This is a genomic window from Nakamurella sp. UYEF19, from assembly GCF_040546275.1.
GTDB lineage: Bacteria > Actinomycetota > Actinomycetes > Mycobacteriales > Nakamurellaceae > Nakamurella.
Genome location: NZ_JBEPNO010000002.1, coordinates 25,685 through 47,838 on the forward strand (window position 1 = coordinate 25,685; position 22,154 = coordinate 47,838).

Sequence of the window (22,154 nt, forward strand, 5' to 3'; positions counted from 1 at the left end):
GCTGTGTCACGATGAGGGCATGACCGACCGCCTGTCGGCGAACGATGCCGCCTTCCTGTACGCCGAGGACGCATCCACGCCGTTGCACGTCGGCGGGGTGGTGATCCTGGAGCCCGAACCGGGCACATTCGACTACCAGGAAGTCGTCGACCTCATCTCGGCGCGCCTCTCGCTCGTTCCCCGTTATCGGCAGCGGGTGCGGTTCGTGCCGGGGCGACTGGCCCGTCCGGTCTGGGTCGACGACGAGAACTTCGACCTGACGTATCACGTTCGGCGGTCGGCTCTTCCCAAGCCCGGCAATGCATCCCAGCTCGACGACCTGGTCGGACGACTCATCTCGCGGCCCCTCGATCGGACCAGGCCGCTCTGGGAGATGTACGTGATCGAGGGCCTCGAGGGCGGCCGGATCGCGATCGTGAACAAGACGCACCACGCCATGGTCGACCGGATCGGGGCGGTCGACGTCGCCGCGGCCATCCTGGACATCGCCCGGCGTCCCCGCACCCTTCCGGATCAGCCATGGATCCCGGTGCCGCCGCCGAGCGACATCGATCTGGTCGTCGACGCGATCGCCGACATCACCACCAGGCCGTCGGAACTCGTCGACGTGGTCCGTCTGGCCGCCGCCGACGTCCGATCGACCGTTTTCCGCGCCCTGCACCTGGGTGCCGAGTTGGCCGAGATCGTGCGCCATACCGTCAATCCGGCTCCGCGGTCCGTGCTGAACGTGACGATGAGCGGGCAGCGCCGATTCGCCACCTTCCGGGCCGATCTTGTCGACATCAAGGCGATCCGCAATGCGCACCAGGGTTCGGTCAACGACGTCATCCTCGCCGTCATCACCGGGGCGCTCCGCACCTGGTTGCTGTCGCGTGGCGAAGCGGTCACCGCGAACACCACCTTGCGGGCCCTGGTCCCGATGTCGGTGCGCATCCCGGCCTCGGCCGACGAGAACGGTGACACTGCAGCGCCTGTCGTCTCCTACGTCCTGGATATGCCGGTGGCCGAACCGAATCCGGTGATGCGGTTGCACCAGGTGTCGTTCGCCATGGGCGCGCACCTCGATTCGGGGCGCCAGGTCGGTGCCGACTCCCTGCTGCAGCTCGGTCGGTTCGCCCCGCCCACCCTCCACGCGCTGGGCGCCCGGGTGGCCGGTCAGCTGTCCGGCCGGATGTACAACGTGCTGATCACCAACGCCCCCGGGCCGCAGGTACCGCTCTACGCGGGAGGTTCGCCGGTGCTGGCCATGTACCCGGTCGCCCCGCTGGCCAAGGGCCAGGCCCTGGCAGTGGCCTGCACGTCGTACAACGGCGGGGTGTTCTTCGGACTGACCGCCGACCGCGACGCCATCCCAGACGTGGAGGAGTTCGCCGAACACATCGGCGAGGCCATCGAGGAACTCCTGCCACACCAGCCCGAACCCGAGACGAAGGACGCCGTGACCGCACGGAAGACCGGACCGAGTCGCATTCGGCCGGCCGGAGGAACCCGATGAGGATCTACATCCCGGTGACGCTCTCCACGCTGCGGGAGGTGGTGGTACAGAAGTCGATCACCCCGCGGGGCGGCACGGTCTTCTCGGTGACGGATGATCTCCGCCGCGAGTACCCGGAGGCCGATGACGAGGAACTGGAGTACCTCGCCATGTCCGACGCGGCCAGGGCCTGCCTGCGTCTGCTGTCGGTGGCCGGCGATGACGAACCGCCGCTGCGCGTGGTGATCTCGGCCGATGTGCCGGCCGTGGAGTCCACCCCACACCTGGACCGGGCGGCCGCCAGGTTCGAGGGGGCGGTGCCGTGGAAGCAGATCGCGTCGGTCCACCTCGACGGCGCCGAGGCGGCCGACGTCGTCCGCGCGGCGATGGCCGTCGTTGACGAAGCCGACCTGGGTGATGTCGACGCCGAGTTCGCCGTCGGCTCGGCCGAGGACCTTGATCTCGCCTGGTACGCGCCCGGCGAGGTCGCCTACCTGCTCGAGGATCTCGACAGCACGGGCTGAGCTGCGGGCTGTCCGAGCCCCAACCCGAAATGCCCCAACCCCGGAATGCCCCAACCCCGGAATGCCCCAACCCCGGAAAGCACCGACCCAGGAACGCACACCGACCCTGGAAGGCGCCGGCCACGGAAAGCGCAGACCCTGGAAAGCACCGAACCCCGCGCCCACCAGAGGTGGAACGCGGGGCTCGAGGTGTCGACTCCGATACGGCGAAGCCGGATCAGATCACGGTTTTCAGGCGCTCTTGGTGAACTCCAGCTCGAGGGCGATCTCGACCTTGTCGCTGACGACGGAGTTGCCGGCACCGAAGGCGGCATTGAAGGACACGTTGAACTCCTTGCGGCTGATCGAGGTCGTCGCGGAGAAGCCCGCCCGCTCGGCGCCGTAGGCGTCGGTGGTCGCGCCGAGGAACTCGGTCTCGAGCTCGACGGTCTTGGTGACGTCGCGGATGGTCAGCTCGCCGACCAGGACGAACTCGTCACCATCGAAGTTCTTGACGCCGGTGGAGACGAACTTCAGGCTCGGGTACTCCTCGACGTGCAGGAAGTCGGGGGACTTGACGTGCTCGTTGCGCTGGTCCTGCTTGGTGTCGACGCTGGCGGCATCGATGACGGCGGTGACGGAAGCCTCGGCCAGGCCGGCCTCCGGGATGGTCAGGGTGGCGGACTCGAGAGCAAACGTGCCCTTCGCCTTGCCGACGGCCATGTGGCGAACCTTGAAGCTGACGTCCGAGTGAACGGCGTCTCCGACCCAGGTGCCGGTGAGAACGGTGGTGGGGGTGGTCATGGAATCCTCCGAATGTCTGTGATGTGTCAACAACCTTGTTCGATCACCATAGACCGAAAGAAGTAGACCTGTCACCTAACCCTCGACCGGCCAGTCTGTGAGCTTCGTCATCGGGCTTTCGGGAATGTGATCGACCGTAGGTTCTGCACCCCGGAAGCAGATGCTTTGCTCTGAGTAACATCTGCGGCCATGGACCACACGCAGCAGAGCATGTCACCGATCCGGGTCCACGACCGATATGTGGCGATGGGGGACAGCTTCACCGAAGGGGTCGGAGATCCGTTGCCGGACGGATCGGTCCGAGGCTGGGCGGATCTCGTCGGGGGGGTGCTCTCCGAGGACTGGCTCGCCCGTGATCCCGCCGGGGAGTCGACCGGCTACGCCAACCTCGCGATCCGGGGGAAGCTGCTCGGCCCGATCATCGACGAACAGCTGGACGCGGCTCTTGACCTGCATCCGGATCTGGTGTCGTTCGCCGGGGGCGGCAACGACATCCTCCGACCGCGGTCTGATCTGCCGTCCCTGCTCCGTCTGGTCGATCTGACCGTGGCCCGTCTGGTCGACTCGGGCGCGACCGTTGTGGTCTTCACCGGCGCCGACCCGTGCGACGGCCTGCCACTCGGCCATCGGATCCGATCGACCGGTGACCGGCTCGCCGCCGGTGCCCGCACTGTCGCCGAGCGTCGGGGGGCCGTGCTGGTCGATCTCTGGCCCATCGAGGAACTGCGGGACCCAGCGTACTGGGCGGCGGATCGCTTGCACCTCAACGAGATCGGGCACCGGCAGGTCGCCGCCCGGGTCCTTGATGCGATCGGGGTGCGGCGGCCGGCGTTCTGGACGACCCCGGCCGGCTCGCCGGTGCGTGTCCCCCGCACCGCGCGCAACGAACTGGACTTCTACTGGGAATACGTCGGCCCATGGGTCCGGCGGCGGCTGACCGGTACCTCGTCGGGTGACCACCGGCCGCCGAAGCGGCCGGTGCTCGCGCCGCTGTCAGCGGTGCGGTAGAACCCCGTCAAGAGCGGTTTCAGGAGACGAGCCTGGGGCCGCTCAGGCGGTGTCCCCCGTCTTCACCGCAAGGTTCTTCCACTGCGACCAGGAGTAGGTCCAGTCGAACAGGTCACCGTCGGAGGCCGAGAGGTTGATGCTGGTCCCGGTCACCTCGACCGGATCACCGAGCAGGGTCGACTTGAAGTAGGCCTCGGCATTGGCGAGCGACAGGTTCACACAACCGTGCGAGACGTTGGTGTTGCCCTGATCGCCCACGGTGTTCGGGTTGGCGTGGATGAATTCGCCGTTGTCGCTGATGCGGACGGCCCAGTGCTCCAGCACGTTGGTGTAGCCGTACTTCGGGTTGCTCATCAGCTTGGTCTCGTTCATGTCGTTCACGACATGAACGCCGGACCGGGTGACTTTGTCCGGGGTGTCACCCTTGCCGTACGACGCGGGATACGCCGCGACCTGCTTGCCGTCCTGGAATACCAGCAGGTCGTGCGAATTCACGTCGGCCTTGACGACCTGGTTGCGACCGATGGTGAAGTCGCTGGTGACATCGCCGGTGCCGTAGGCGCCGTTGGTGAACTTCATGCCGTAGACGTCGGCCTCGACGTGCACCTTCGTGTTCTCGGGCCAGTACGACTGGGTGCGGAAGTCCAGGGCCCACTCGCCGCCGTCGTGCTGGATCCAGACCCAGGCACCGGTCACCTTGGGCGTGGTGGTGATGAAGATGCGCTTGGCGATGGCTGCACGGTCGGCCGGTTCGACACCGAACGAGACGATGACCGAGGTGGCGACGCCGACGGTCTTGCCGTCACCGGGACTGATCGTGGTACGGACCTTGCTGGTCGGCGTGACGGTGGTGAACGACCCGGCGATCGGCACGACCTTGCCGTCCGTACCGGTCGCGGTCCCGGCTGCCTTGTAGGTCTTGCCGTAGCCGAGAACCTCGCCGAGGGACCAGCTGCTGCCGTCCGCCGAGATCGCGCCCTTCAACACCTTGCCGCTCGGGCTGGTCAGCGTCAGGGCGGTGATCTTGCCCTGTGCGACCGAGATCTTCAGCGGGTCGGCCGGGCCGACGGTCTTGGCGCCGAACGCCGGGCTTGCGCTGATCTTCGCGACCGGGAGGGCGATGGCGCTCGACGACGGCGCTGAACTGGACGGAGGCGAGCTGACCGGAGCCGAGGAGGCTGCACCGGAGGATGATGTCGATCCCGACGAGGCCGGAGCCGACGAGGCAGGAGCCGAGGAGGCAGCGCCGGTTCCCGCCGGCACGGTGACCGCCGTGCTCCCGGCAGGTGCTGCGGTCACCGTCGAGCCCACCGTGACGGTGGCCGGCTGCGCCGAGCCGGCCGCGGAGGTGCAGGCGGTCGCCGCCACTCCCAGCGCCACCATCAACGCGACCAATCGCAGACGTCCTGTCGAGGCGCTGCGTTCTGTGCGGCCAACCACCTGCATGTGAACCATCCAATTCTCTTCTCGCCCGATCCGGGGATCGCGCCTGAACAACCGTCTGCGGGTGTCATCGGGGACCGCAGAACCCCGGGCGCAGGACGCCCGAGCAACCCTTCCGGTTGCCCGCGGGCATCGATCTCGAAAGTGCCGATCAGGTGCACGACCCGGTCGTGTCGTGCACGACTGAGTCGACCCCACGAGCCCGGTGCCCCCACCATGGTGCCTGTCGCCGCGTGATGACCGCGTCACGTGGTGCTGCTGACCGCTGCGACCTGCAGGGGAACTGCCCGGCCCGCCACCACGAGGTGCCCGCGACCGACGACGAGGGCTCCGCGTCGTCGCGGGAGAGCGACATCGAGCAGGGTCCCGTCGGACGTGTCCGCCTGCAGAAGCACGCCGTTGCGCAGGGCGGCCACCTCGGCGATCGGGCCACGGTGTGCGCGCAGTGCGCGGTCGAGGCGGCTGCCCAGTGCGAGGTACTGAGCAGACCCGGCCGCGGCCAGGAATCGCTCCAGCAGATCGGACCCGTCGTCGCTCCAGCGGTCGAGGTCGTCGGCGATGAGCAGGATCGGACCCTGGTGGTCCGACAGCAGCTGCCGGAGATCGGACGTCCCGCGGCGCAGGTCGACGTCACGGACGCCCGGTACGGCCGCCTGGGCTTGCACGGTGCCCCGGACCACCGGAATCCCGGCCCTGGCGCCGCCCAGCGCGAGCACCGTCAGTGTCGTGCTCACGCCGCTCCGACGTGGGCCGGCGATGAGGAAACCACCGCCGGGACCGCTGAGGTCGACCGACACCGTCGAGGCGTCGTCGCCACCCCGCCCCAGTGGCAGGGCGCCGGCCGTCGGGACCCCGAGTTCGGCCACGTCGACCGACGACGGCAACGGTCGGATGACGGGCGTCGGTCGTCGACTGGTCGCGCGGTGCCGTCCGGATGGTGCCGGCGGCCCTGACATCGGTGCGAGAACGGGCCGCGTGACGCCCGGTTGCGTCAGCCGACCCGGGCGGGCCGGCGGCGGGTCCCCCGGCGGGCAGTGCACCACCTGGATCTCGTCCACCGCCAACCATCCCCGTCCGGGCGGCCCCGCTCGTGGCTCACCCCGTACGTCGACGCCCAGTCGCAGCATGTGGGCGAATCCCCCGGCCATCCGATGGTGCTGCCATCGCAGGTCACCGGCCAGAACCACCCTGATGCCGGCGGCCGGCCCGCGGGCGGCGAGATCGGCGACCGCAGACTGCGTACCCCCGTAGTCCAGGGTGTCGAGGGATCCGCTGATCACCTCCCAGCCGTCGATCAGGAGGATGAGATCGACGGCGGGTTCCTCTGCCCGGAAGCGGAGTTCCTCGCCGAGACGCTCGACCAGGCGTTGGACCAGCGAGGGATCGCGGCCATCGAGATGGGTGCGGCAGCCGGGCCACCGGGCCAGGTCACGAAGTCCGTCGCCGGCGTCGACCACCAGCAGTTCCGAGCCGGATGCGGCCCTCACCCAGGCGAACCGGCGCAGGGTCGACGAGCGACCGGAGCCCGGTCGACCCAGGACGAGAGTGGATCCGTCCGGTACCCGCCATCCGGTCTGCTGCCGGTCCTCCGGACGGTCCAGCAACCCGATCATCTGCTCATCGTCTGTCTCCCACCGATCCGGCAGCTGCGGTAGCCACGGCGCGAGCGGTCGGGCCATGCCGGTCGCCGCGGTCGTCGTCGCCGCCACCACTCGATCCAGATCCGTCGCAGGTACCTCTCCCCGAGGCTCCTCGGGGTTCGCACTCCGCAATGGCGGGACTTCGGATGCGGCGGAGGGGGAGTGCCGCAGGCGTACCCGCGGCTGGGTGACCGGTACCGACGACGCACTGGCCACCTGGAACAACTCCCCGAGGGAATGGTCACGACGCACGATCGCCCGACCCGGGAGACCGACGGGAAGGTGGGCGGCCGCCGGCGTGTCGATGACGTCGAGGGAATCGGCGTCGTCGGTGACCCGCAGACAGATCCGCAATCCGATGTTGGCCCGGATCGCCGGGCTCAGCACCCCGGCCGGACGCTGGGTCGCCAGCACCAGGTGGAGCCCGAGCGAGCGGCCGCGCTGTGCCACGTCGAGCAGGCCGGACAGGAACTCGGGCAGCTCCACCCCCAGCGTGGCGAACTCGTCCACGACGATCACCAGGGACGGGGGACAGTCGGACGGGGCCTGCTTCCGGAGGTCCGTCAGGTCGGCGACACCGGCTTCGGCCAGCAGACGTTCGCGTCGACGGACCTCGGCGCGGAGGCCGGTGAGCGCCCGCACGGCGGTGGCCGCGTCGAGGTCGGTGACCAGCCCCGCCACGTGCGGCAGACCGGCCAGCGCGCCGAAGGCGGCGCCCCCCTTGTAGTCGACGAGGAGGAAGCTCACCCGATCCGGCGGACTGGTCACGGCCAGACCGGCGATCAGCGTGGCAAGCAGTTCGGACTTGCCGGAGCCCGTGGTCCCGGCGATCAACACGTGCGGGCCGTCGCTCTCCAGGTCGACCGTGAGCGGTCCGGGGGCGGCCATCCCGAGCACCGCCGTCAGGGACGGCCTCGCCCACCGGGTCGCCAGGACCTGGACCAGCGTGGGCACCGGGTGAACCGATCCAGGGGAGCCCAGCGCAGGCAGCAGCTGGGCGAACAGCACCTTCGACGGCAGCCCAGCGCCCGGTGCATCCGGATCGACGAGAGGCCCCAAGGAGCGGATCACCCACTCCAGGCGCTCCCGCGACACACCGGCCACCTCGGCCTCGGCCCGCAGATGCCCGGCGGTGATCGTCGCACGCCCGGCCCGGACCGACACGATCGCCGTGCACTCGGCCGGGAGAGCCTCGGGCGTCGAGGACAGGCAGATGGCCAACAATCGCTTGTCCGGCCCTCGGGAGCCCCTACCGGCTTCGCTCTCGACCACTCCGGCCTCGGCGGTGTGGTGCCGAGCCGCCTGCTCGAGCAGCTCGTGCATCCCGGGCAGCCGCCGCCACCGATGGGCGTCATCCAACAGGACGACGCAGACCCGCTCGTCGCTGCTGGCCAGCAGCCTCCCGATCTCGGCAGACGCCGCGGGTTCGTCGGACGGGTTGAGCGTGGCCCAGCCGTCGTTCGCCCGATGCGGCAGGTCCGCCGCTCGAGCCAGATCAAGACCATCGGAGAACACCGAAAGGCGCAGGTCCGCCGGGGAGTGGAGGGTGGCGAGCTGGAGCACGAGCTGGCGGAGGAGAGGGCGGGCGTCACCGCAGATCCCGAGTACACCGATCCCGCGGAGGTCGACGGTGATCGGCACCTCGACGACCTCCGGTGGGGAACTCCGGGCCACCCTGGCCGGACGCCGGCCCACCCCCAGCGACAGACGGAGGAAGTCCTCGTCGTCCCGGCGGCGCTCCCACAGCCTGGTGCCGGCCGTCGAAGCCCGCCGTGCCAGCGTCGCCGGATCGGGGTAGCGGTCCCAGGCGTCACGTCGGTCGGCCATCACAGCGGCGGCCAGGTCGGTGCGATCGTCGGCCAGGTCGGCCCGGTGGTCCGCCAGTGCCCGGCGGTGGCTACGGCGCCCCGCCACCCGGTCGGACACGCTGCTGATCAACATCATCAGCGGGCCGAGGACCGCGAGCAGCAGGAAGGTCCAGAGTCCGGTCACCAGGGCGAGAAGCACTCCGAGTGCCGCGCCCACCAGGGCGGCAAGGAGCGGAATCGGGCGCCGGGTGCGCTCCGGTGCCGGCCCGGGCGGATCGCGGAGGGAATACCGGAACGAGGGCGCCACCCTGGCCGGCCTGGCCACCAAGAGGTGACCGACGCCGTCCGGGGTCAGCAGGAGGGTCGGCTCGCTCGCAAGTCCGGCTCGAAAGATGCTGCCGCCCAGCCGGATCAGCCCCGAGGAGGGGACCGGATCGTCGCCGTCGATGTGCGCGCGAGGCCGACCAACGCCGTCCACCAGCACCCCGTTGACCGATCGTAGATCCCTCACCACCACGCCGGCCTCGGTGCGGCGCAGGCCCGCGTGCCGTCTCGAGAGCTCGGGATCGTCGACGGCCAGATCGCAGTCAGGATCACGCCCGACCGATACCGATGTGCCGCCCAGCACGATCCAGCCGCCGGCGTCAGGGCCGGCTATGCACGAAAGGCTCACCGGACCGGCGGCGACGAGTTCATCGGTCGGTTCGGTGGTCAGGACGGTGCCGGCCAGCAGGGGAGCGCGTCCCAGCATCCACGACCCCTCGGCCGGGCCGGCTCCGCAGTGCAGGACCGTCCGGGGCGCCAGGCCGGCCACCCTGATCAGGTCCGGCAGTACCGCCGACAGCGATGTCGGGCCGGGGAGATCCAGGAGTAGATCCACCTCATCGGTCGTCGTCGTCAACGTCAGGGGGAGCACGAAGGGCGTCATCCTCGGAAGTGTCGGCGGCCCCGGCATTCGTGGCCACCGACACTTCCGAGATGTGGACAAACGGGAGGTATGTGGATAACTTCCGCGGAGGTGGGTCAGACGGTGCCATCGGGTTCCGGGGCCCGGTCCTCGTCGTTGCGGCTCTCCACGTCGGCGCCGTCGCCGGCCCCGGACCGGGAGGCGAGCAGCCGTCGGAAGGACAACAACCGACCGGGCCGGGCACCACCGGCGACAACGAACGCGTCCAGCGCGCACCCGACGCCGGTCGAGTCGGGGCCGCCGTCGGGTCCGGTGTGATCACAGTTCGGGGGGCAGTCGACGGTCGCCGGGAGCAGGTCGTCGAAGGTTTCCAACAGGTCGTCGGGAGTGACGTGGGCGAGACCGAAGGAACGCACGCCGGGAGTGTCGATCACCCAGCCGCCGTCGGGGAGGGCCAGGGCGATCGCCGAGGTCGAGGTGTGCCGACCCTTGCCGACACCGGTGACGGAACCGATGGCGCGCAACGCATCCGGCACCAAGGCGTTCACCAGGGTCGACTTCCCGACACCGGAATGGCCCACCATGACGGAGATCTGGCCGTGAAGCCGGGCGCGGACCAGTTCCACGCTGTCGGTGGTCAGCGTCTGTCCGCCGTCGGCATCGCGCCGGGTCACCAGGATGGGTACGTCCAGATCCCGGTAGGCCTCCAGCAGGTCCGCCGGATCGGCCAGGTCGGCCTTGGTCAGCACCAGTACCGGCAGCAGGTTCCCGGTGTAGGCGGCGACCAGGCAGCGGTCGATGAAACCGGTGCGGGGCAACGGATCCGCCAGCGCGGTCACGATGACGAGCTGGTCGGCGTTGGCGACGATCACCCGCTCGGCGAGATCGACGTCGTCGGCCGACCGGCGGAGCACGCTGCGTCGCGGTGAGATCCGGACGATCCGGGCGAGGGTGTCGTTCTGGCCCGAGATGTCACCCACGATCTCCACCAGATCGCCGACCGCGATCGCCCGGCGACCCAGTTCCCGTGCCCGCATGGCGGTGACGGACCGAGCCCGTTTGCTACCGCCCTCGACCAGGCAGGTGTATCGCCCACGATCGACGGTCGTCACCATGCCGGTGGTCGAATCGTCATGTGCGGGACGGGTTTTGGTGCGTGGACGGGAACGACCCGACGGTCTCACGTGCACGTCGTCGTTGTCCCACCGATCGCCCAGCGAGCTCATGTGCCGGCCAGCATGTCGTCCCACATGGAGGCGAAGCCGGGCAGGGTCTTGGCCGTGGTGTCGATGTCGTCGACGAGCACACCGGGCACCCGGAGTCCGACGATCGCGCCGGCGGTGGCCATCCGGTGGTCGGCCCAGGCCGGCCAGCTGCCACCGGTGAGCGGTCGCGGCCGGATGACGAGGCCGTCCTCGGTGTCCTCCGCGTCCCCACCGAGTCCACGGATGTTGCCCGTGATGGCGGCCAGCCGATCGGTCTCGTGGCCGCGGAGGTGGCCGATGCCGCGGAGCCGGCTCGGTCCGTCGGCGAACACGGCCAGCGCCGCGATGGTCGGGGTGAGCTCACCGACGTCGTGCAGGTCGAGGTCGACCCCGGCAAGCTTGCCGGTACCGGTCACCGCGAGCACGCCGTCGTCCAGGGTGACCTCCGCCCCCATCACGGACAGGATCCGGCGGATCGCATCGCCCGGCTGGGTGGTGGAGACCGGCCAGTTCGGGACGCGGACGGTCCCGCCGACCACCGCCGCGGCGGCCAGGAACGGCGTGGCATTGGACAGATCCGGTTCGATCACGCTCGTCCACGGGGCGACCGGACCCGGCTCGACCCGCCAGGTGTTGGCGCCGCTGTCGTCGACCACCACACCGACCGAGCGAAGCGCGTCGACCGTCATCTCGATGTGCGGCATCGACGGCACCGGCCTCCCGGTGTGGACGAGCGTCAGGCCCTGCTCGTAACCGGCCGCCGACAGCATCAGGCCGGACACGAACTGGGAGGAGGCGGACGCATCGATGCGCACGGTGCCGCCGCGCAGCGAGCCGGAACCGTGCAGCACGAACGGCATCGAATCGCCGTCGATCTCCGCGCCGAGATCCCGCAGTGCGTCCAGGATGGTCGTCATCGGGCGGGATCGTGCGTAGACGTCGCCATCGACGGTGACGTCGCCGGTCGCGGTCACGGCGAGCGGGGGCAGGAACCTCATCACGGTGCCGGCCAGGCCGCAGTCGATCCGGGCCGGGCCTCGCAGTGCACCGGGCACCACCCGCCAATGCGCGGCTTCCTCGATCACCCGCACGCCGAGCGACTCCAGGCCGGCCGCCATCAGATCGGTGTCCCGGCTGCGCAACGGAGCGGTGACGAGCGATTCACCGGTCGCCTGGGCCGCCAGGATGAGTGCCCGGTTCGTCAGCGACTTCGATCCGGGCACGGCGACGGTCGCGTCCAGCGGTGCGGTGGCGGTCGGGGCCGGCCAGTCGGCGGTTGCGGAGATGCTCACTTGTCCAGTTTCGCCCATCGCGGGTGTGACGTACGACCGACGACCCGGTCCGCCCTGGCCCGGCAAGGCAACCTCGTCAGGACAGCGGCAGCGGAGCGGAGCCGTGGTTGATCAGCGTTGCGGTCAGCTTGCGGCTGGAAGTGGTGGTGATCCAGCACCCGACGGTGCTGCTGTCGGTCCGGGCGAGGACCGCCAGCTGGCCCTTGAACGTCGGGTCCGACGTCCCGATGACGGCGCCCACCAGTTGTGGGCAGAGGTTGACATCCGCACCGTTGCCGTAGGAACGGGTCAGTTGCTCGGCATGATGCGGCCGGTCGCAGGGCGTGCGCAGTTCGCCGGGACCGTCCGAACAGATGGCGAAGGCGCTGGGCGGGGTGGCGATGCTGGCGTCCCGCGCGGTGCCCTGGTAGCTGATCGGATAGTCGAGCAGGCTCGGCATCAGCTCGCAGGCCCACCACCGCTGTCCCAACTTCCACTGCAGGTCGTTCGGGACCGTCAGACGGGTGAAGAAGCTGACCGGTATCCGAGGTAGCGCGGTGCGCTGGCCCCAGGCCAGGAACTGACCGGCGAGCTGGTCGCACCGGCTGCTCAGGGCGCCGCCGGTGAAGGTACCGTCCATCACCGTCGGGCGCTTGGGCCAGATCTTGTGATCCAGCGACCCGACGGCCAGGATCTCGGCGCTGTGCGCCTGCGAGCAGGCCACGATCGGCACCGCGTCGAGGACGGAGTTGAGCTGGTCCGGCGTGTCGAGCGGGGCAAGGCAGTCGCCGACCCGCGGCCGTGGGTCGACGTGGACCGCCGGAGAGGCGGCGCCGGCGAGCGATCTGCCGATGATCCCGGGCACGCAGAGAACCACGACCAGGATCAGGACGAAGAGGGCCCCGCCGACGCGACGTCGGGTCATCGCGCCTCCTTGCGTTTCGGGGCGTCCGGACGGTTGGATTCGGGACGCGACCGGGACCGTCACCAGCGGTGACGGCAACGAACCGGTATCTCTCCACTATGAACCTGCCGAGGCCCGCACAACAGGTGCCCGGCGTTCTGGTCGACGCCCGGCGCGCGGTCCGCCGTCCGAACCGTGTCGATCCAGGTGCCGCTGGGAAAGATCAGTGCGTGCCTCTTCTGCCGAACCCGCCGTCCATCGCCGACGGAGCCGACCCGACCGACGTCGTGCAGTGGGTCTCCCGTCATCTGGGCGATCTGACCCTGGAGGGTCCCGACGGCATCCGCCGTGGCGGGTTCGGCGGCGGTCAGAGTGCGGCAGATGCCGCGCTGGCCGGCCTGGACATCACCGGCTACGCGCGTGATCGAAGCGTGGTGCTGCCGGTCGCCCGCCGAGGGGCGAGCCGGATGTCGCCGTACATCCGGCACGGCCTGCTGGACCTGCCCTCGGTCTGGTCCGCCACGGCGGACGCACCGTCACGGGACCGGAGTCGCTACCGGGACGAGCTGCTGTGGCAGGAGTACTCCCGTCACCTCTACGCCCGGGTCGGTCGGGAATCGGGTGAGGCGCTGAGCCGGGCGCAACCGATGCGCCGGCCTGCGGCCCGCGAGCAGGTCTGGGCCAATGACCCGTGGCCGCCGGAGATGAACTGCATGCGATCGGTCGTCGACGAGTTGCACACCGACGGTTGGCTGGTGAACCAGACGCGGATGTGGCTGGCCTCCCAGTGGGCGGTCCGGGCGGGGGCGGACTGGCGGGCCGGGGAGCAGGAGATGTTCGCCCACCTGCTCGACGGCTCCCGGGCGGCCAACCGGCTGGGGTGGCAGTGGACGGTGGGGACGGGCAGCGGCAAGCCCTACGGTTTCAGTCGCTGGCAGGTGCAGAAACGGGCGCCTCAGCTGTGCCGGGACTGCGCGCTGGCGTCCGCCTGCCCGATCGAGCAGTGGCCGGATGCCGATGCCGGGCCGGCCGTGTCCGGACCCGATCTGAATCGGGCGCCCGTCCCGGCCGGGCCCCTCGGAGTCGAAGGTGCTGGGGCCGAACAGGTCTGGCTCACGGCCGAATCCCTGGGAACCGGCGACCCGGCGCTGGCGGCTGACCCTGATCGCCCCGCTGTCTTCGTCTTCGACGAGCCGCTCCTGAATCGGGTGATGCTGTCCGGCAAACGGTTGGTCTTCCTGGCCGAGACACTGGGCGAACTCGCGGCCGGTCGCCCGCTCGAGGTCCGCCGGGGGGGCGTCGGCGTGGAGCTGGCCGGGCGTTCGCTGGCCGCCACGTGGACGCCGGTGCCGGGATGGGCGCGGTTGGCTCGTGCGCTCACCCCCGTCGAGGTCCACCCGTGGCCGTGGCTGGTCCGGCCGACCACCATGTCGGTCCGCTCCTTCAGTGCCTGGCGCCGCGACGCGAAACGCTGAAGGGGGCTGTCCCTGTCGGGGCACAATGAGCTCATGTGCGGTCGATATGCCAACTCAGCCAGCACCGCCGGCCTGTACGGGGCGTTCGAGATCGACGAGGTGATCGGCGACGATCTCGAGCCTTCGTGGAACGTGGCGCCGACCGACGCGGTCTGGGCGATCATGGAGCGCAAACCGCGCGGGGAGGACGCCGATGCGGCAGAGGTCCGCCAGCTGCGGACGGTTCGCTGGGGGTTGGTGCCGAGCTGGTCGAAGGACAAGAAGGGTGCCGCGCGTCTGATCAACGCCCGCAGCGAGACCGTCATCGAGAAGCCCGCGTTCAAACGGGCCGCCGCCCGGCGCCGCTGCCTGCTCCCGGCGGACGGCTACTTCGAGTGGCAGAAGACGCCGGACGGGAAGGTGCCGTACTTCCTGCACTCCGCCGATGACGGCCAGCTCGCCTTCGCCGGACTGTACGAGCTGTGGCCGGACCCGTCGCTGGCCGATGACGATCCGGCCAGGTGGTTCTGGAGCGCCACCGTCATCACCCGGCAGGCCACCGACACGCTGGGTGAGATCCACGATCGCTGCCCGGTGATCGTGCCTCCAGAGCTGCGCGGCCCGTGGCTGGACTGCTCGACCGGAGAACTCGCGGTCGCCGCGCACCTGTTGGAGCAGATGCCGGAGCCTGTCCTGGAACCCCGGATCGTCTCCTCCGAGGTGAACAGCGTGCGCAACAACGGACCTCGGCTGGTCGAACCCGCACCGCCGCCTGCGTCGTAGCGTCCTGCGTCGTAGCGTCCTGCAAAGTGCTCGCAATAGCGAGCATTTTGCAGGACGCTACGGGGACGCTACGGGGACGCTGCGAGGGTTGCCACGGGCTCAGGAGGTGGCGATGGCCGCGACGACAGCGCGACAGACGGCGACCAGATCAGCCGGGGCGAGCTCGACCTGCAGCCCTCGGCGGCCGGCGCTGACGAAGACGGTGGGGAACCGGTCGGCAGTGCTGTCCACGATGGTCTTCAGCGGCTTGCGCTGGCCGATGGGGGAGATCCCGCCGGCCACGTATCCGCTGGACCGTTCGGCTTCGGCGACCGGCGCCATGGCTGCCTTCTTGCCGCCGGCGGCCGCGGCGATCGCCTTGAGGTCGAGTTGGGCGGAGACGGGTACGACGCCGACCGTCAGCGTTCCGTCCACCGAGACGACCAGGGTCTTGAAGACCTGTTCCGGGTCCTGCCCGAGCGCTGCGACCGCCTCCTCGCCGAAGGCAGTGGTTCGGGGATCGTGGTCGTAAGGCCGCAGGGTGTGGGCGATCTTCGCCTTGATCAGAGCAGCGATCGCGGGGGTGGGGGCTCCGGCCATTCGAGCAGATTAGCGCCGCGACCCGTGTCGCGCGTCCAGGGAGCGTCGGGCGGGGCGAGCGGAATAGGCGCCTCCCGGACGGTGTTGGGAAGCAGTGAAAGGGAGGTGGCCGATGTCGGCATCTGCGGTTCTCGACCGTTCCCGCTCTGACGGTCCGCCCGTGATCGCCCTGGCTGTCGCCCCGTCCGGCGTACCCTGCAAGACCAGTGGAGTCGAACGCTCCCGCGCCCGTTCTGCGGGCAGGACGGTAAGGACGAGGGCGCTGGTGGCGACAGAGACTGGAACGGCGACGACGGAGGACCCGACCCCGGTATCGGGAAGGCTCGATACCGCGACGATGGACGACAAGGAGCTGTCGGAACGGTTCACCGAACAGGCGATGCCGCTGCTCGATCAGCTCTACGCGGCAGCCATGCGGATGACGCGCAACCCGGCTGACGCCGAGGACCTGGTCCAGGAGACCTACCTGAAGGCCTTCGGCGCCTTCAAGTCGTTCGCGCAGGGAACGAACCTGCGTGCCTGGCTCTACCGGATCCTCACCAACACGTACATCAACGGTTACCGCAAGAAGCAGCGGCAGCCGCAGGTGTCACCGACCGAGGAGATCACCGACTGGCAGCTTGCCGCGGTCGAGTCGCACACCTCGACCGGTCTGCGATCGGCAGAGATGGACGCCCTCGACCGGCTACCGGACAACGACGTGAAGCAGGCACTGCAGGAGCTTCCCGAAGACTTCCGTCTGGCCGTCTACCTGGCTGACGTCGAAGGGTTCGCCTACAAGGAGATCGCCGAGATCATGGGCACTCCGCTGGGGACGGTCATGTCCCGGCTGCACCGCGGACGTCGTCAGCTGCGCGAGCTGCTAACCGACTACGCCACCGAGCGCGGGTTCCTGCGCAATTCTTCGAGCAACCTGAATGAGGTGTGAGCGATGGCTTGCGGAGATCCGGAAGACGTCGAATGTGCCGGTGTCCTGCGGGACGTCTGGCTCTTCCTGGACGACGAGATGGACCCGGCCAACCGGGCGGCCGTCGAGGCCCACCTGGACGGGTGCTCGCCGTGCCTGGAGGAAGCCAACCTCGATCAGAAGTTGAAAGCCCTGCTGCACAAGAAGTGTGGCGGCGATCGGGCTCCGGAGCAACTACGGGCGAGCTTGTCGGCCCGGTTGCGGTCGGTGACGCTGACCAGCGTGAGTGCTGATGGTTTCGAGCAGATCTCGGTGCGTACGGTCGAGTTCTGACCCGGCCATCACAGCGATGAACGTCGACGGGCCCCGTCGGTGAACTGCGGAAACACCCCTCACCGGGAGGTTTCGGCAGCTCACCGACGGGGCCCGTCGGCTGCTCTGGCGCTCGAGGCGTCAGGCGTTGGGGCGGTTGCCGTGGTTCGCGCCGTTCTTCTTGCGGGACTTCCTCTTCCGGCCGCGCTTGCTCATGCTGACTCCTGCTCGTGAGGTCTGATCTGTCTTGTCACCGCACCCTTCTGGCGCGGCGCCTACCTCATTTTGCCACGTCGGATGGCTCGCCCCTGCCAGTCACGACTGAGCGTGACCAGCCCCGTCGGGGTTCGATGGGTGCGGCCTTGTCCGTGACAGGCCGCCCTCGTGGAAGTATGACGACGGACCTTGGGCGTCCCGGTCGGACTGCGGCCGGGCGCAATCGCAGGGTGACGAAACCGAAGACCGGAGGAGACGCGATGGCGGAGGAAGTGCGCGCCGAAATGGTGGCCAACGTCTGGAAGGTGCTGGTCGCCGAGGGTGACACGGTCGCCGACGGCGACACGTTGGTGATCCTCGAATCGATGAAGATGGAGATCCCGGTGCTCGCCGAGGTCGACGGCGTGGTGGGGGTCCTTGCCGTCAAGGAAGGGCAGGTCGTCCAGGAGGGCGATCTGATCGCGGAGATCTCCTGAGCACTCTCTCCGACCTGCTGGCCGAGCACACCACGCTCTCCGGGTCGTCGGTCGCGCATCTGCAGGGCCTGGTGTCGGAATGGCAGCTGCTCGCTGATCTCTCGTTCTCCGATCTCATGGTGTGGGTGCCGACCAGCGGGCCTGCCGGCTCCGAGGCAACCGACGGGATCGACGGCCCAGCGGAGTCGGCGCCCGGCGAGTTCGGTCAGTACTGGATCTGCGTCGCGCAGGTAAGGCCGACCACCGGGACGACTGCGCATCTCGACGACATGGTCACGGTCCGCGCCGACCCCGCCGAGGCAGAGCTGCTCGGTGAAGCCTGGCGGAAGTCGGAGATCGTCTCCGAGTCGGAACTCGGCGAGCTGGACGACGACGGAGTACCGCTGCACCCGGCCCGGGCGCCCCGGAGCAGCGCCCACCGCCGCGAGGTGATCCCGGTCCGCCATCTCGACCAGGTCGTCGCCCTCGTCAGCCGTGACACGGGACGTCTGGTCGGACGGGAGGCGAGTCTGCTGGAGACCGCCTACATCGACGCCGCCGAGGACCTGTTCCGAATGGTGGCGGACGGGACGTTCCCACCGGCCGCACAAACCGGGGAGATCCACACCGGCCCCCGGGCCGGGGACGGTCTGCTCCGCCTGGACGCCGACGGCAAGGTCGTGTACGTCAGCCCCAACGCGGTGTCGGCCTACCACCGGATGAACCTGACCGGATCGGTGATCGGTGCGGATCTGGCCAATCTGACCAGGAAGCTGATCGCCGACCCCTTCGATGCCGCTGAGCTGGCCGCCCGGATCTCCGGTGCGGTGCAGGGCCGGAGCAGCCTGCGCATGGAGGTCGAGGTGCGGGCCGCCACGGTGCTGTTCCGGGCGCTTCCGCTGCGACCGCGTGGGCGGCCGTCAGGCGCTCTGGTACTGGTCAGGGACGTGACGGAGGTGCGCCGGCGAGATCGCGCTCTGCTGTCCAAAGATGCCACCATCCGGGAGATCCACCACCGGGTGAAGAACAATCTGCAGACGGTGGCGGCGCTCCTGCGGCTGCAGGCACGCCGTTCGAAGGACGGCGCGGTGCGGCATGCGCTGGCCGAGTCGGTCCGGCGGGTGTCGTCCATCGCGCTGGTGCACGACACCCTCTCGCTCTCGCCCGACGACCGGGTCGACCTCGACCAGATCGTCGACAAGCTGGTACCGATCGTGGCAGAGGTGGCCTCTGCCGAGACCAGGGCAAGGGTTCGCCGGATCGGCAGCTTCGGCATCATCGGCGCGGAGCTCGCGACCCCGCTGGTGATGGTGCTGGCCGAGGTCGTCCAGAACGCCCTCGAGCATGGCTACCGGGTGCCGCGGCTGAACGCCGAGGTGGTGATCGGAGTCGAGCGGTCGGCCCGCAACCTGGACATCCGGGTGGTGGACGACGGTGTCGGGCTGCCAACCGGCTTCTCGCTGGAAAAGGGGTCCGGGCTCGGCCTGCAGATCGTGCGCACCCTGGTCGACGCCGAACTGCTCGGGTCGATCGGGATGCGCCGTCGCGATGACGCCCCCGGCACGGAAGTGCACATCCGCATCCCCCTCCGCGGCCGTACCTGAGCTACCGCCAGGCGCCGCGCTCGTACTGCGGACGGTAGGGGGCCTTGTCGGTGGGCAGGCCCAGTTCGAAGGCGGCGCGCTGGGGCCAGCCGGGCTCGCGGAGTCCGGCGCGGGCAAGCAGCACCGCGTCGGCCGATCCGTCGGACAGGATCTGCTCGGCCTGGGCCGGATCGGTGATCAGGCCGACGGCCCCGACGGGCAGGCCGGTCGCCTGACGGACAGCGGCGGCGAGCGGGACCTGGTACCCGGGGCCCACCGGGATGTCGGCTTTCGCGACGTTCCCGCCGCTGGACATGTCGATGAGGTCCGCGCCGAGCAGACCGACCAGTACTGCGGCCCGCTGGGTGTCCTCGATCGACCAACCACCCTCGACCCAGTCGGTGCCGGAGAACCGGACGAAGAGCGGCTTGTCCTGCGGCCAGACCTCGCGCACCGCGGTGACGATCTCGGCCAGCAGACGGCTGCGTCCGGTGAAGTCGCCCCCGTAGGAGTCGGTCCGCCGGTTCGACAGCGGAGAGAGGAACTGGTGCACGAGGTAGCCGTGAGCGGCGTGGATCTCGACCACGTCGAAGCCGGCGAGATCGGCGCGGACGGTGGCGGCGCGGAAGTCCGCGACGACGGCAGAGATCTCCTCGACGGTCAGCTCTCGAGGGATGGCGTAGCCGTCGAAGGCCTCGGCGGACGGACCGACGGCCTCCCAACCGCCCTCCGACTCCGGCACCGATCCGTGACCTGGGGCGAACGGCGAGTAGGTCGACGCCTTGCGTCCGGCATGGGCCAGTTGCACACCGGTCGCCGCACCCTGCGCGTGCAGGAAGGTGTTGATCCGCGACCAGGCCTGTTGCTGCTCCTCGTTCCACAGCCCGGCGTCCTGGGGTGAGATCCGGCCGACCGGGCTGACCGCAGCCGCCTCCGTCAGGATCAGACCGAAACCGCCGATCGCGTGGGAGCCCAGGTGGACCAGATGCCAATCGGTGGGCAAGCCGTCCTGCGCCTTGCAGCTGTACTGGCACATCGGCGCCAGGAAGATTCGATTGGCGAACGTGGTGCCGCGCAGGGTCAGGGGCTCGAAGAGAAGGCTCATGCCAATGACAGCGCGGCGGGGACCGTCAAGATTCCTGGCCCGTGCCATCCGGTCCGGAATGCGATCACCCGGGGGTCGGCCGGCGACGACAGCACACCGCCCCGGCGAAGTGATTCGACGAGGCGGTGTGCGGATGTCGATCTGCAGTCAGCAAGTGATCTGCAGTCAGGGACTACAGGCTGCGGGCGCGGGCCCTGGCCCGACGACGCTTGAGTGCGCGACGCTCGTCCTCGCTCATGGCGCCCCAGACGCCGGCGTCCTGGCCGGTCTCCAGAGCCCAGGTGAGGCACTCGCTCGTGACGGGGCAACGCTGGCAGACGGCCTTGGCTTCGGCGATCTGCAACAGCGCTGGTCCTGAGTTCCCGACCGGGAAGAACAACTCCGGATCCTCGTCGCGGCAAATTGCGCGGTGGCGCCAGTCCATCTTGTGACCACTCCTTCGTGTGGGCGTCCGTCAGAGGATCGCCGGTGTCGCTACGGGCTATCAGTGAGTCGTGCGAAGCATCTCGGCGAGGCCGAGGGACATTCTGCACTTAGGTTCCGGTCGCCGATTTCTGGCAACAGGGTGATCGGTGGTATTGGGCCCCCGAACCATGACCTCAATAGTTTCATGTGACACGGGGATGTCAAGGGTTCGTGTCGACGAGGTTACGTAGCTCACGTTTTGGTCACGACCTTGGCTGCACTACCACCATGATGCCTGTTCGGAACGATTCAGACCAGCATTTTCCCCGGTGGATCCTGCTCAGAGCGCCGGGTTCGCCCGTCGCAGGCGTGCAGGCACCCCGGTCAGCACCTGTAACGCATCGGGCACGGAGCGGAACGTTGCCCGGTCCCTGACGCCGAGATAGTCGCCGTCGACTTGGAGTCCTACCGGGTCTGTACAGGTAACTGTGACGCGATTCACACTGTCCTGTCGAATGAGTTTGCTGGAACGAGGTTCGGCTTTCACTCGGACCAGTTGTCCGGCCACGCGCAACACACTGGGCAGGCGCATGCTCGTCAGAGCGAAGACCCCGAGGCCCCCATCGGGTGACGTGCCGGGGTTGGTCCGGACGGGTCGTGATTCGAAGTAGGTCCAGGGATCCACGTTGGACGCGAAGACCAGATGCACATCCACCGGCACCTGTTGGTCGATCGTCATGGTGAGCCGGGGCTCGCGCCGCTCGGTCCGGAAGTACTGCACCACGGCCTTGCGGACGTGCAGCATGTTCGAGATCGCCCGGCCGGTGGCCCGGCGGTCCTCCACCGCCTTGACCACCTCGGCGTCGAGTCCGAGCCCGGCATTGAAGGTGAAGTAGCGGTCGTCGACCAGTCCCAGCGAGATGGTCCGTGGCGGCTGCCGGACGACGAGCGCCTCCAGGATCTGCTCGGTGGCCAGCACCGGGTCCGGGTCCATCCCCATGGCCCTGGCGAAGACGTTCGTCGAACCACCGGGCACGACCGCGAGCATCGGGTGGGCCGACGCGTCATTGCCGGGCGCCGACCGAGCGGCCATCATGCCGTTGACGACCTCGTTCACGGTGCCGTCGCCGCCATGCACCACCAGAAGCTCGGCGCCACTGGCCACCGCCTTGGCCGCCAGTTCCGCGGCGTGACCACGGCCGTCGGTCTGGGCGACCACCAGCCGGACCTCGGCAGCCAACGCATGCGCCAGCAGATCGCGGCGGCGTTCGGTGGTCGCGGTCGCGTGCGGGTTGACGATCATCATGGCGCGCATCGTCGGGCAGCCTACGTGGTGTGGCTCGCTCGCTCCCAGGGCGAGCGCAGCGACGGGGGATGTCTCCAGGGCG

The 22,154-nt window shown here is 69.3% G+C and carries 20 protein-coding genes; 9 read left to right on the forward strand and 11 right to left on the reverse strand.

Annotation, left to right across the window (positions count from 1 at the left end; translation table 11 throughout):
- The first annotated feature begins 19 nt into the window (after positions 1–19).
- Together ABIB25_RS03350 and ABIB25_RS03355 are read left to right on the forward strand one after the other, a co-directional pair.
- Positions 20–1,495, forward strand: coding sequence for a WS/DGAT/MGAT family O-acyltransferase (locus ABIB25_RS03350; RefSeq protein ID WP_354527015.1), 1,476 nt, complete (start codon positions 20–22; stop codon positions 1,493–1,495).
- Entirely contained in the window at positions 1,492–1,998 is a 507-nt protein-coding gene (locus ABIB25_RS03355; protein ID WP_354527016.1) for a DUF6912 family protein, read from the forward strand. Before ABIB25_RS03350 ends, ABIB25_RS03355 begins: the two co-directional genes overlap by 4 nt.
- A 231-nt stretch (positions 1,999–2,229) precedes the next feature.
- On the opposite strand, the gene ABIB25_RS03360 is transcribed toward ABIB25_RS03355, so the two are convergent.
- Complete coding sequence (locus ABIB25_RS03360; protein WP_354527017.1) at positions 2,230–2,781, reverse strand: YceI family protein; 552 nt, start codon at positions 2,779–2,781, stop codon at positions 2,230–2,232.
- A gap of 189 nt (positions 2,782–2,970) precedes the next feature.
- Here ABIB25_RS03360 and ABIB25_RS03365 point away from each other — a divergent pair, with 189 nt between their 5' ends.
- Entirely contained in the window at positions 2,971–3,789 is an 819-nt protein-coding gene (locus ABIB25_RS03365; RefSeq protein WP_354527018.1) for an SGNH/GDSL hydrolase family protein, read from the forward strand.
- A 42-nt stretch (positions 3,790–3,831) separates the two neighbouring features.
- Here the strand turns inward: ABIB25_RS03365 and ABIB25_RS03370 are convergent, their stop codons facing one another.
- From ABIB25_RS03370 to ABIB25_RS03390, 5 genes are all read right to left on the reverse strand, one after another.
- Complete coding sequence (locus tag ABIB25_RS03370; RefSeq protein ID WP_354527019.1) at positions 3,832–5,244, reverse strand: L,D-transpeptidase; 1,413 nt, start codon at positions 5,242–5,244, stop codon at positions 3,832–3,834.
- A gap of 233 nt (positions 5,245–5,477) precedes the next feature.
- Positions 5,478–9,608 carry an FtsK/SpoIIIE domain-containing protein gene (locus tag ABIB25_RS03375; protein ID WP_354527020.1) on the reverse strand — a complete coding sequence of 1,377 codons (4,131 nt, stop codon included), beginning with the start codon at positions 9,606–9,608 and terminating at the stop codon, positions 5,478–5,480.
- A gap of 95 nt (positions 9,609–9,703) precedes the next feature.
- Positions 9,704–10,813 carry a ribosome small subunit-dependent GTPase A gene (gene rsgA, locus ABIB25_RS03380; RefSeq protein ID WP_354527021.1) on the reverse strand — a complete coding sequence of 370 codons (1,110 nt, stop codon included), beginning with the start codon at positions 10,811–10,813 and terminating at the stop codon, positions 9,704–9,706.
- Complete coding sequence (gene aroA, locus ABIB25_RS03385) at positions 10,810–12,102, reverse strand: 3-phosphoshikimate 1-carboxyvinyltransferase (RefSeq protein WP_354527022.1); 1,293 nt, start codon at positions 12,100–12,102, stop codon at positions 10,810–10,812. The genes rsgA and aroA overlap by 4 nt, the downstream gene beginning before the upstream one ends.
- A gap of 58 nt (positions 12,103–12,160) precedes the next feature.
- The gene (locus ABIB25_RS03390; RefSeq protein WP_354527023.1) at positions 12,161–12,988 is read right to left on the reverse strand and encodes a septum formation family protein; all 828 of its coding nucleotides are present in this window, start codon (positions 12,986–12,988) and stop codon (positions 12,161–12,163) included.
- 209 nt (positions 12,989–13,197) lie between these two features.
- Here ABIB25_RS03390 and ABIB25_RS03395 point away from each other — a divergent pair, with 209 nt between their 5' ends.
- Entirely contained in the window at positions 13,198–14,442 is a 1,245-nt protein-coding gene (locus tag ABIB25_RS03395) for an FAD-binding domain-containing protein (RefSeq protein WP_354527024.1), read from the forward strand.
- A 33-nt stretch (positions 14,443–14,475) separates the two neighbouring features.
- The gene (locus ABIB25_RS03400; RefSeq protein ID WP_354527025.1) at positions 14,476–15,204 is read left to right on the forward strand and encodes an SOS response-associated peptidase; all 729 of its coding nucleotides are present in this window, start codon (positions 14,476–14,478) and stop codon (positions 15,202–15,204) included.
- Positions 15,205–15,303: 99 nt separating this feature from the next.
- Here the strand turns inward: ABIB25_RS03400 and ybaK are convergent, their stop codons facing one another.
- Positions 15,304–15,783, reverse strand: coding sequence for a Cys-tRNA(Pro) deacylase (ybaK, locus tag ABIB25_RS03405; protein WP_354527026.1), 480 nt, complete (start codon positions 15,781–15,783; stop codon positions 15,304–15,306).
- 337 nt (positions 15,784–16,120) lie between these two features.
- Between ybaK and ABIB25_RS03410 the strand changes: the two genes are divergently transcribed.
- Together ABIB25_RS03410 and rsrA are read left to right on the forward strand one after the other, a co-directional pair.
- A complete protein-coding gene (locus ABIB25_RS03410; RefSeq protein WP_354527532.1) occupies positions 16,121–16,711 on the forward strand; it encodes a sigma-70 family RNA polymerase sigma factor in 591 nt (196 codons plus the stop codon).
- Positions 16,712–16,714: 3 nt separating this feature from the next.
- Positions 16,715–17,023 (forward strand): mycothiol system anti-sigma-R factor, encoded by a 309-nt coding sequence (gene rsrA / locus ABIB25_RS03415; protein WP_354527027.1) that lies wholly within the window; start codon positions 16,715–16,717, stop codon positions 17,021–17,023.
- Between the two features lie 120 nt (positions 17,024–17,143).
- Here the strand turns inward: rsrA and ABIB25_RS29160 are convergent, their stop codons facing one another.
- Positions 17,144–17,218, reverse strand: coding sequence for a 50S ribosomal protein bL37 (locus tag ABIB25_RS29160; RefSeq protein WP_370531406.1), 75 nt, complete (start codon positions 17,216–17,218; stop codon positions 17,144–17,146).
- A gap of 260 nt (positions 17,219–17,478) precedes the next feature.
- On the opposite strand from ABIB25_RS29160, the gene ABIB25_RS03420 reads away from it, so the two are divergent.
- Entirely contained in the window at positions 17,479–17,694 is a 216-nt protein-coding gene (locus ABIB25_RS03420) for a biotin/lipoyl-binding carrier protein (RefSeq protein ID WP_354527028.1), read from the forward strand.
- The gene (locus ABIB25_RS03425; RefSeq protein WP_354527533.1) at positions 17,691–19,277 is read left to right on the forward strand and encodes a GAF domain-containing sensor histidine kinase; all 1,587 of its coding nucleotides are present in this window, start codon (positions 17,691–17,693) and stop codon (positions 19,275–19,277) included. Before ABIB25_RS03420 ends, ABIB25_RS03425 begins: the two co-directional genes overlap by 4 nt.
- A 1-nt stretch (position 19,278) precedes the next feature.
- Here the strand turns inward: ABIB25_RS03425 and ABIB25_RS03430 are convergent, their stop codons facing one another.
- The 3 genes from ABIB25_RS03430 to ABIB25_RS03440 form a co-directional block, all read right to left on the reverse strand.
- Entirely contained in the window at positions 19,279–20,361 is a 1,083-nt protein-coding gene (locus ABIB25_RS03430; RefSeq protein WP_354527029.1) for an NADH:flavin oxidoreductase/NADH oxidase, read from the reverse strand.
- Positions 20,362–20,533: 172 nt separating this feature from the next.
- Positions 20,534–20,785: a WhiB family transcriptional regulator gene (locus tag ABIB25_RS03435; RefSeq protein WP_354527030.1), complete on the reverse strand. Its 252-nt coding sequence runs from the start codon at positions 20,783–20,785 to the stop codon at positions 20,534–20,536.
- 321 nt (positions 20,786–21,106) lie between these two features.
- The gene (locus ABIB25_RS03440) at positions 21,107–22,081 is read right to left on the reverse strand and encodes a diacylglycerol/lipid kinase family protein (RefSeq protein ID WP_354527031.1); all 975 of its coding nucleotides are present in this window, start codon (positions 22,079–22,081) and stop codon (positions 21,107–21,109) included.
- Positions 22,082–22,154 lie beyond the last annotated feature (73 nt).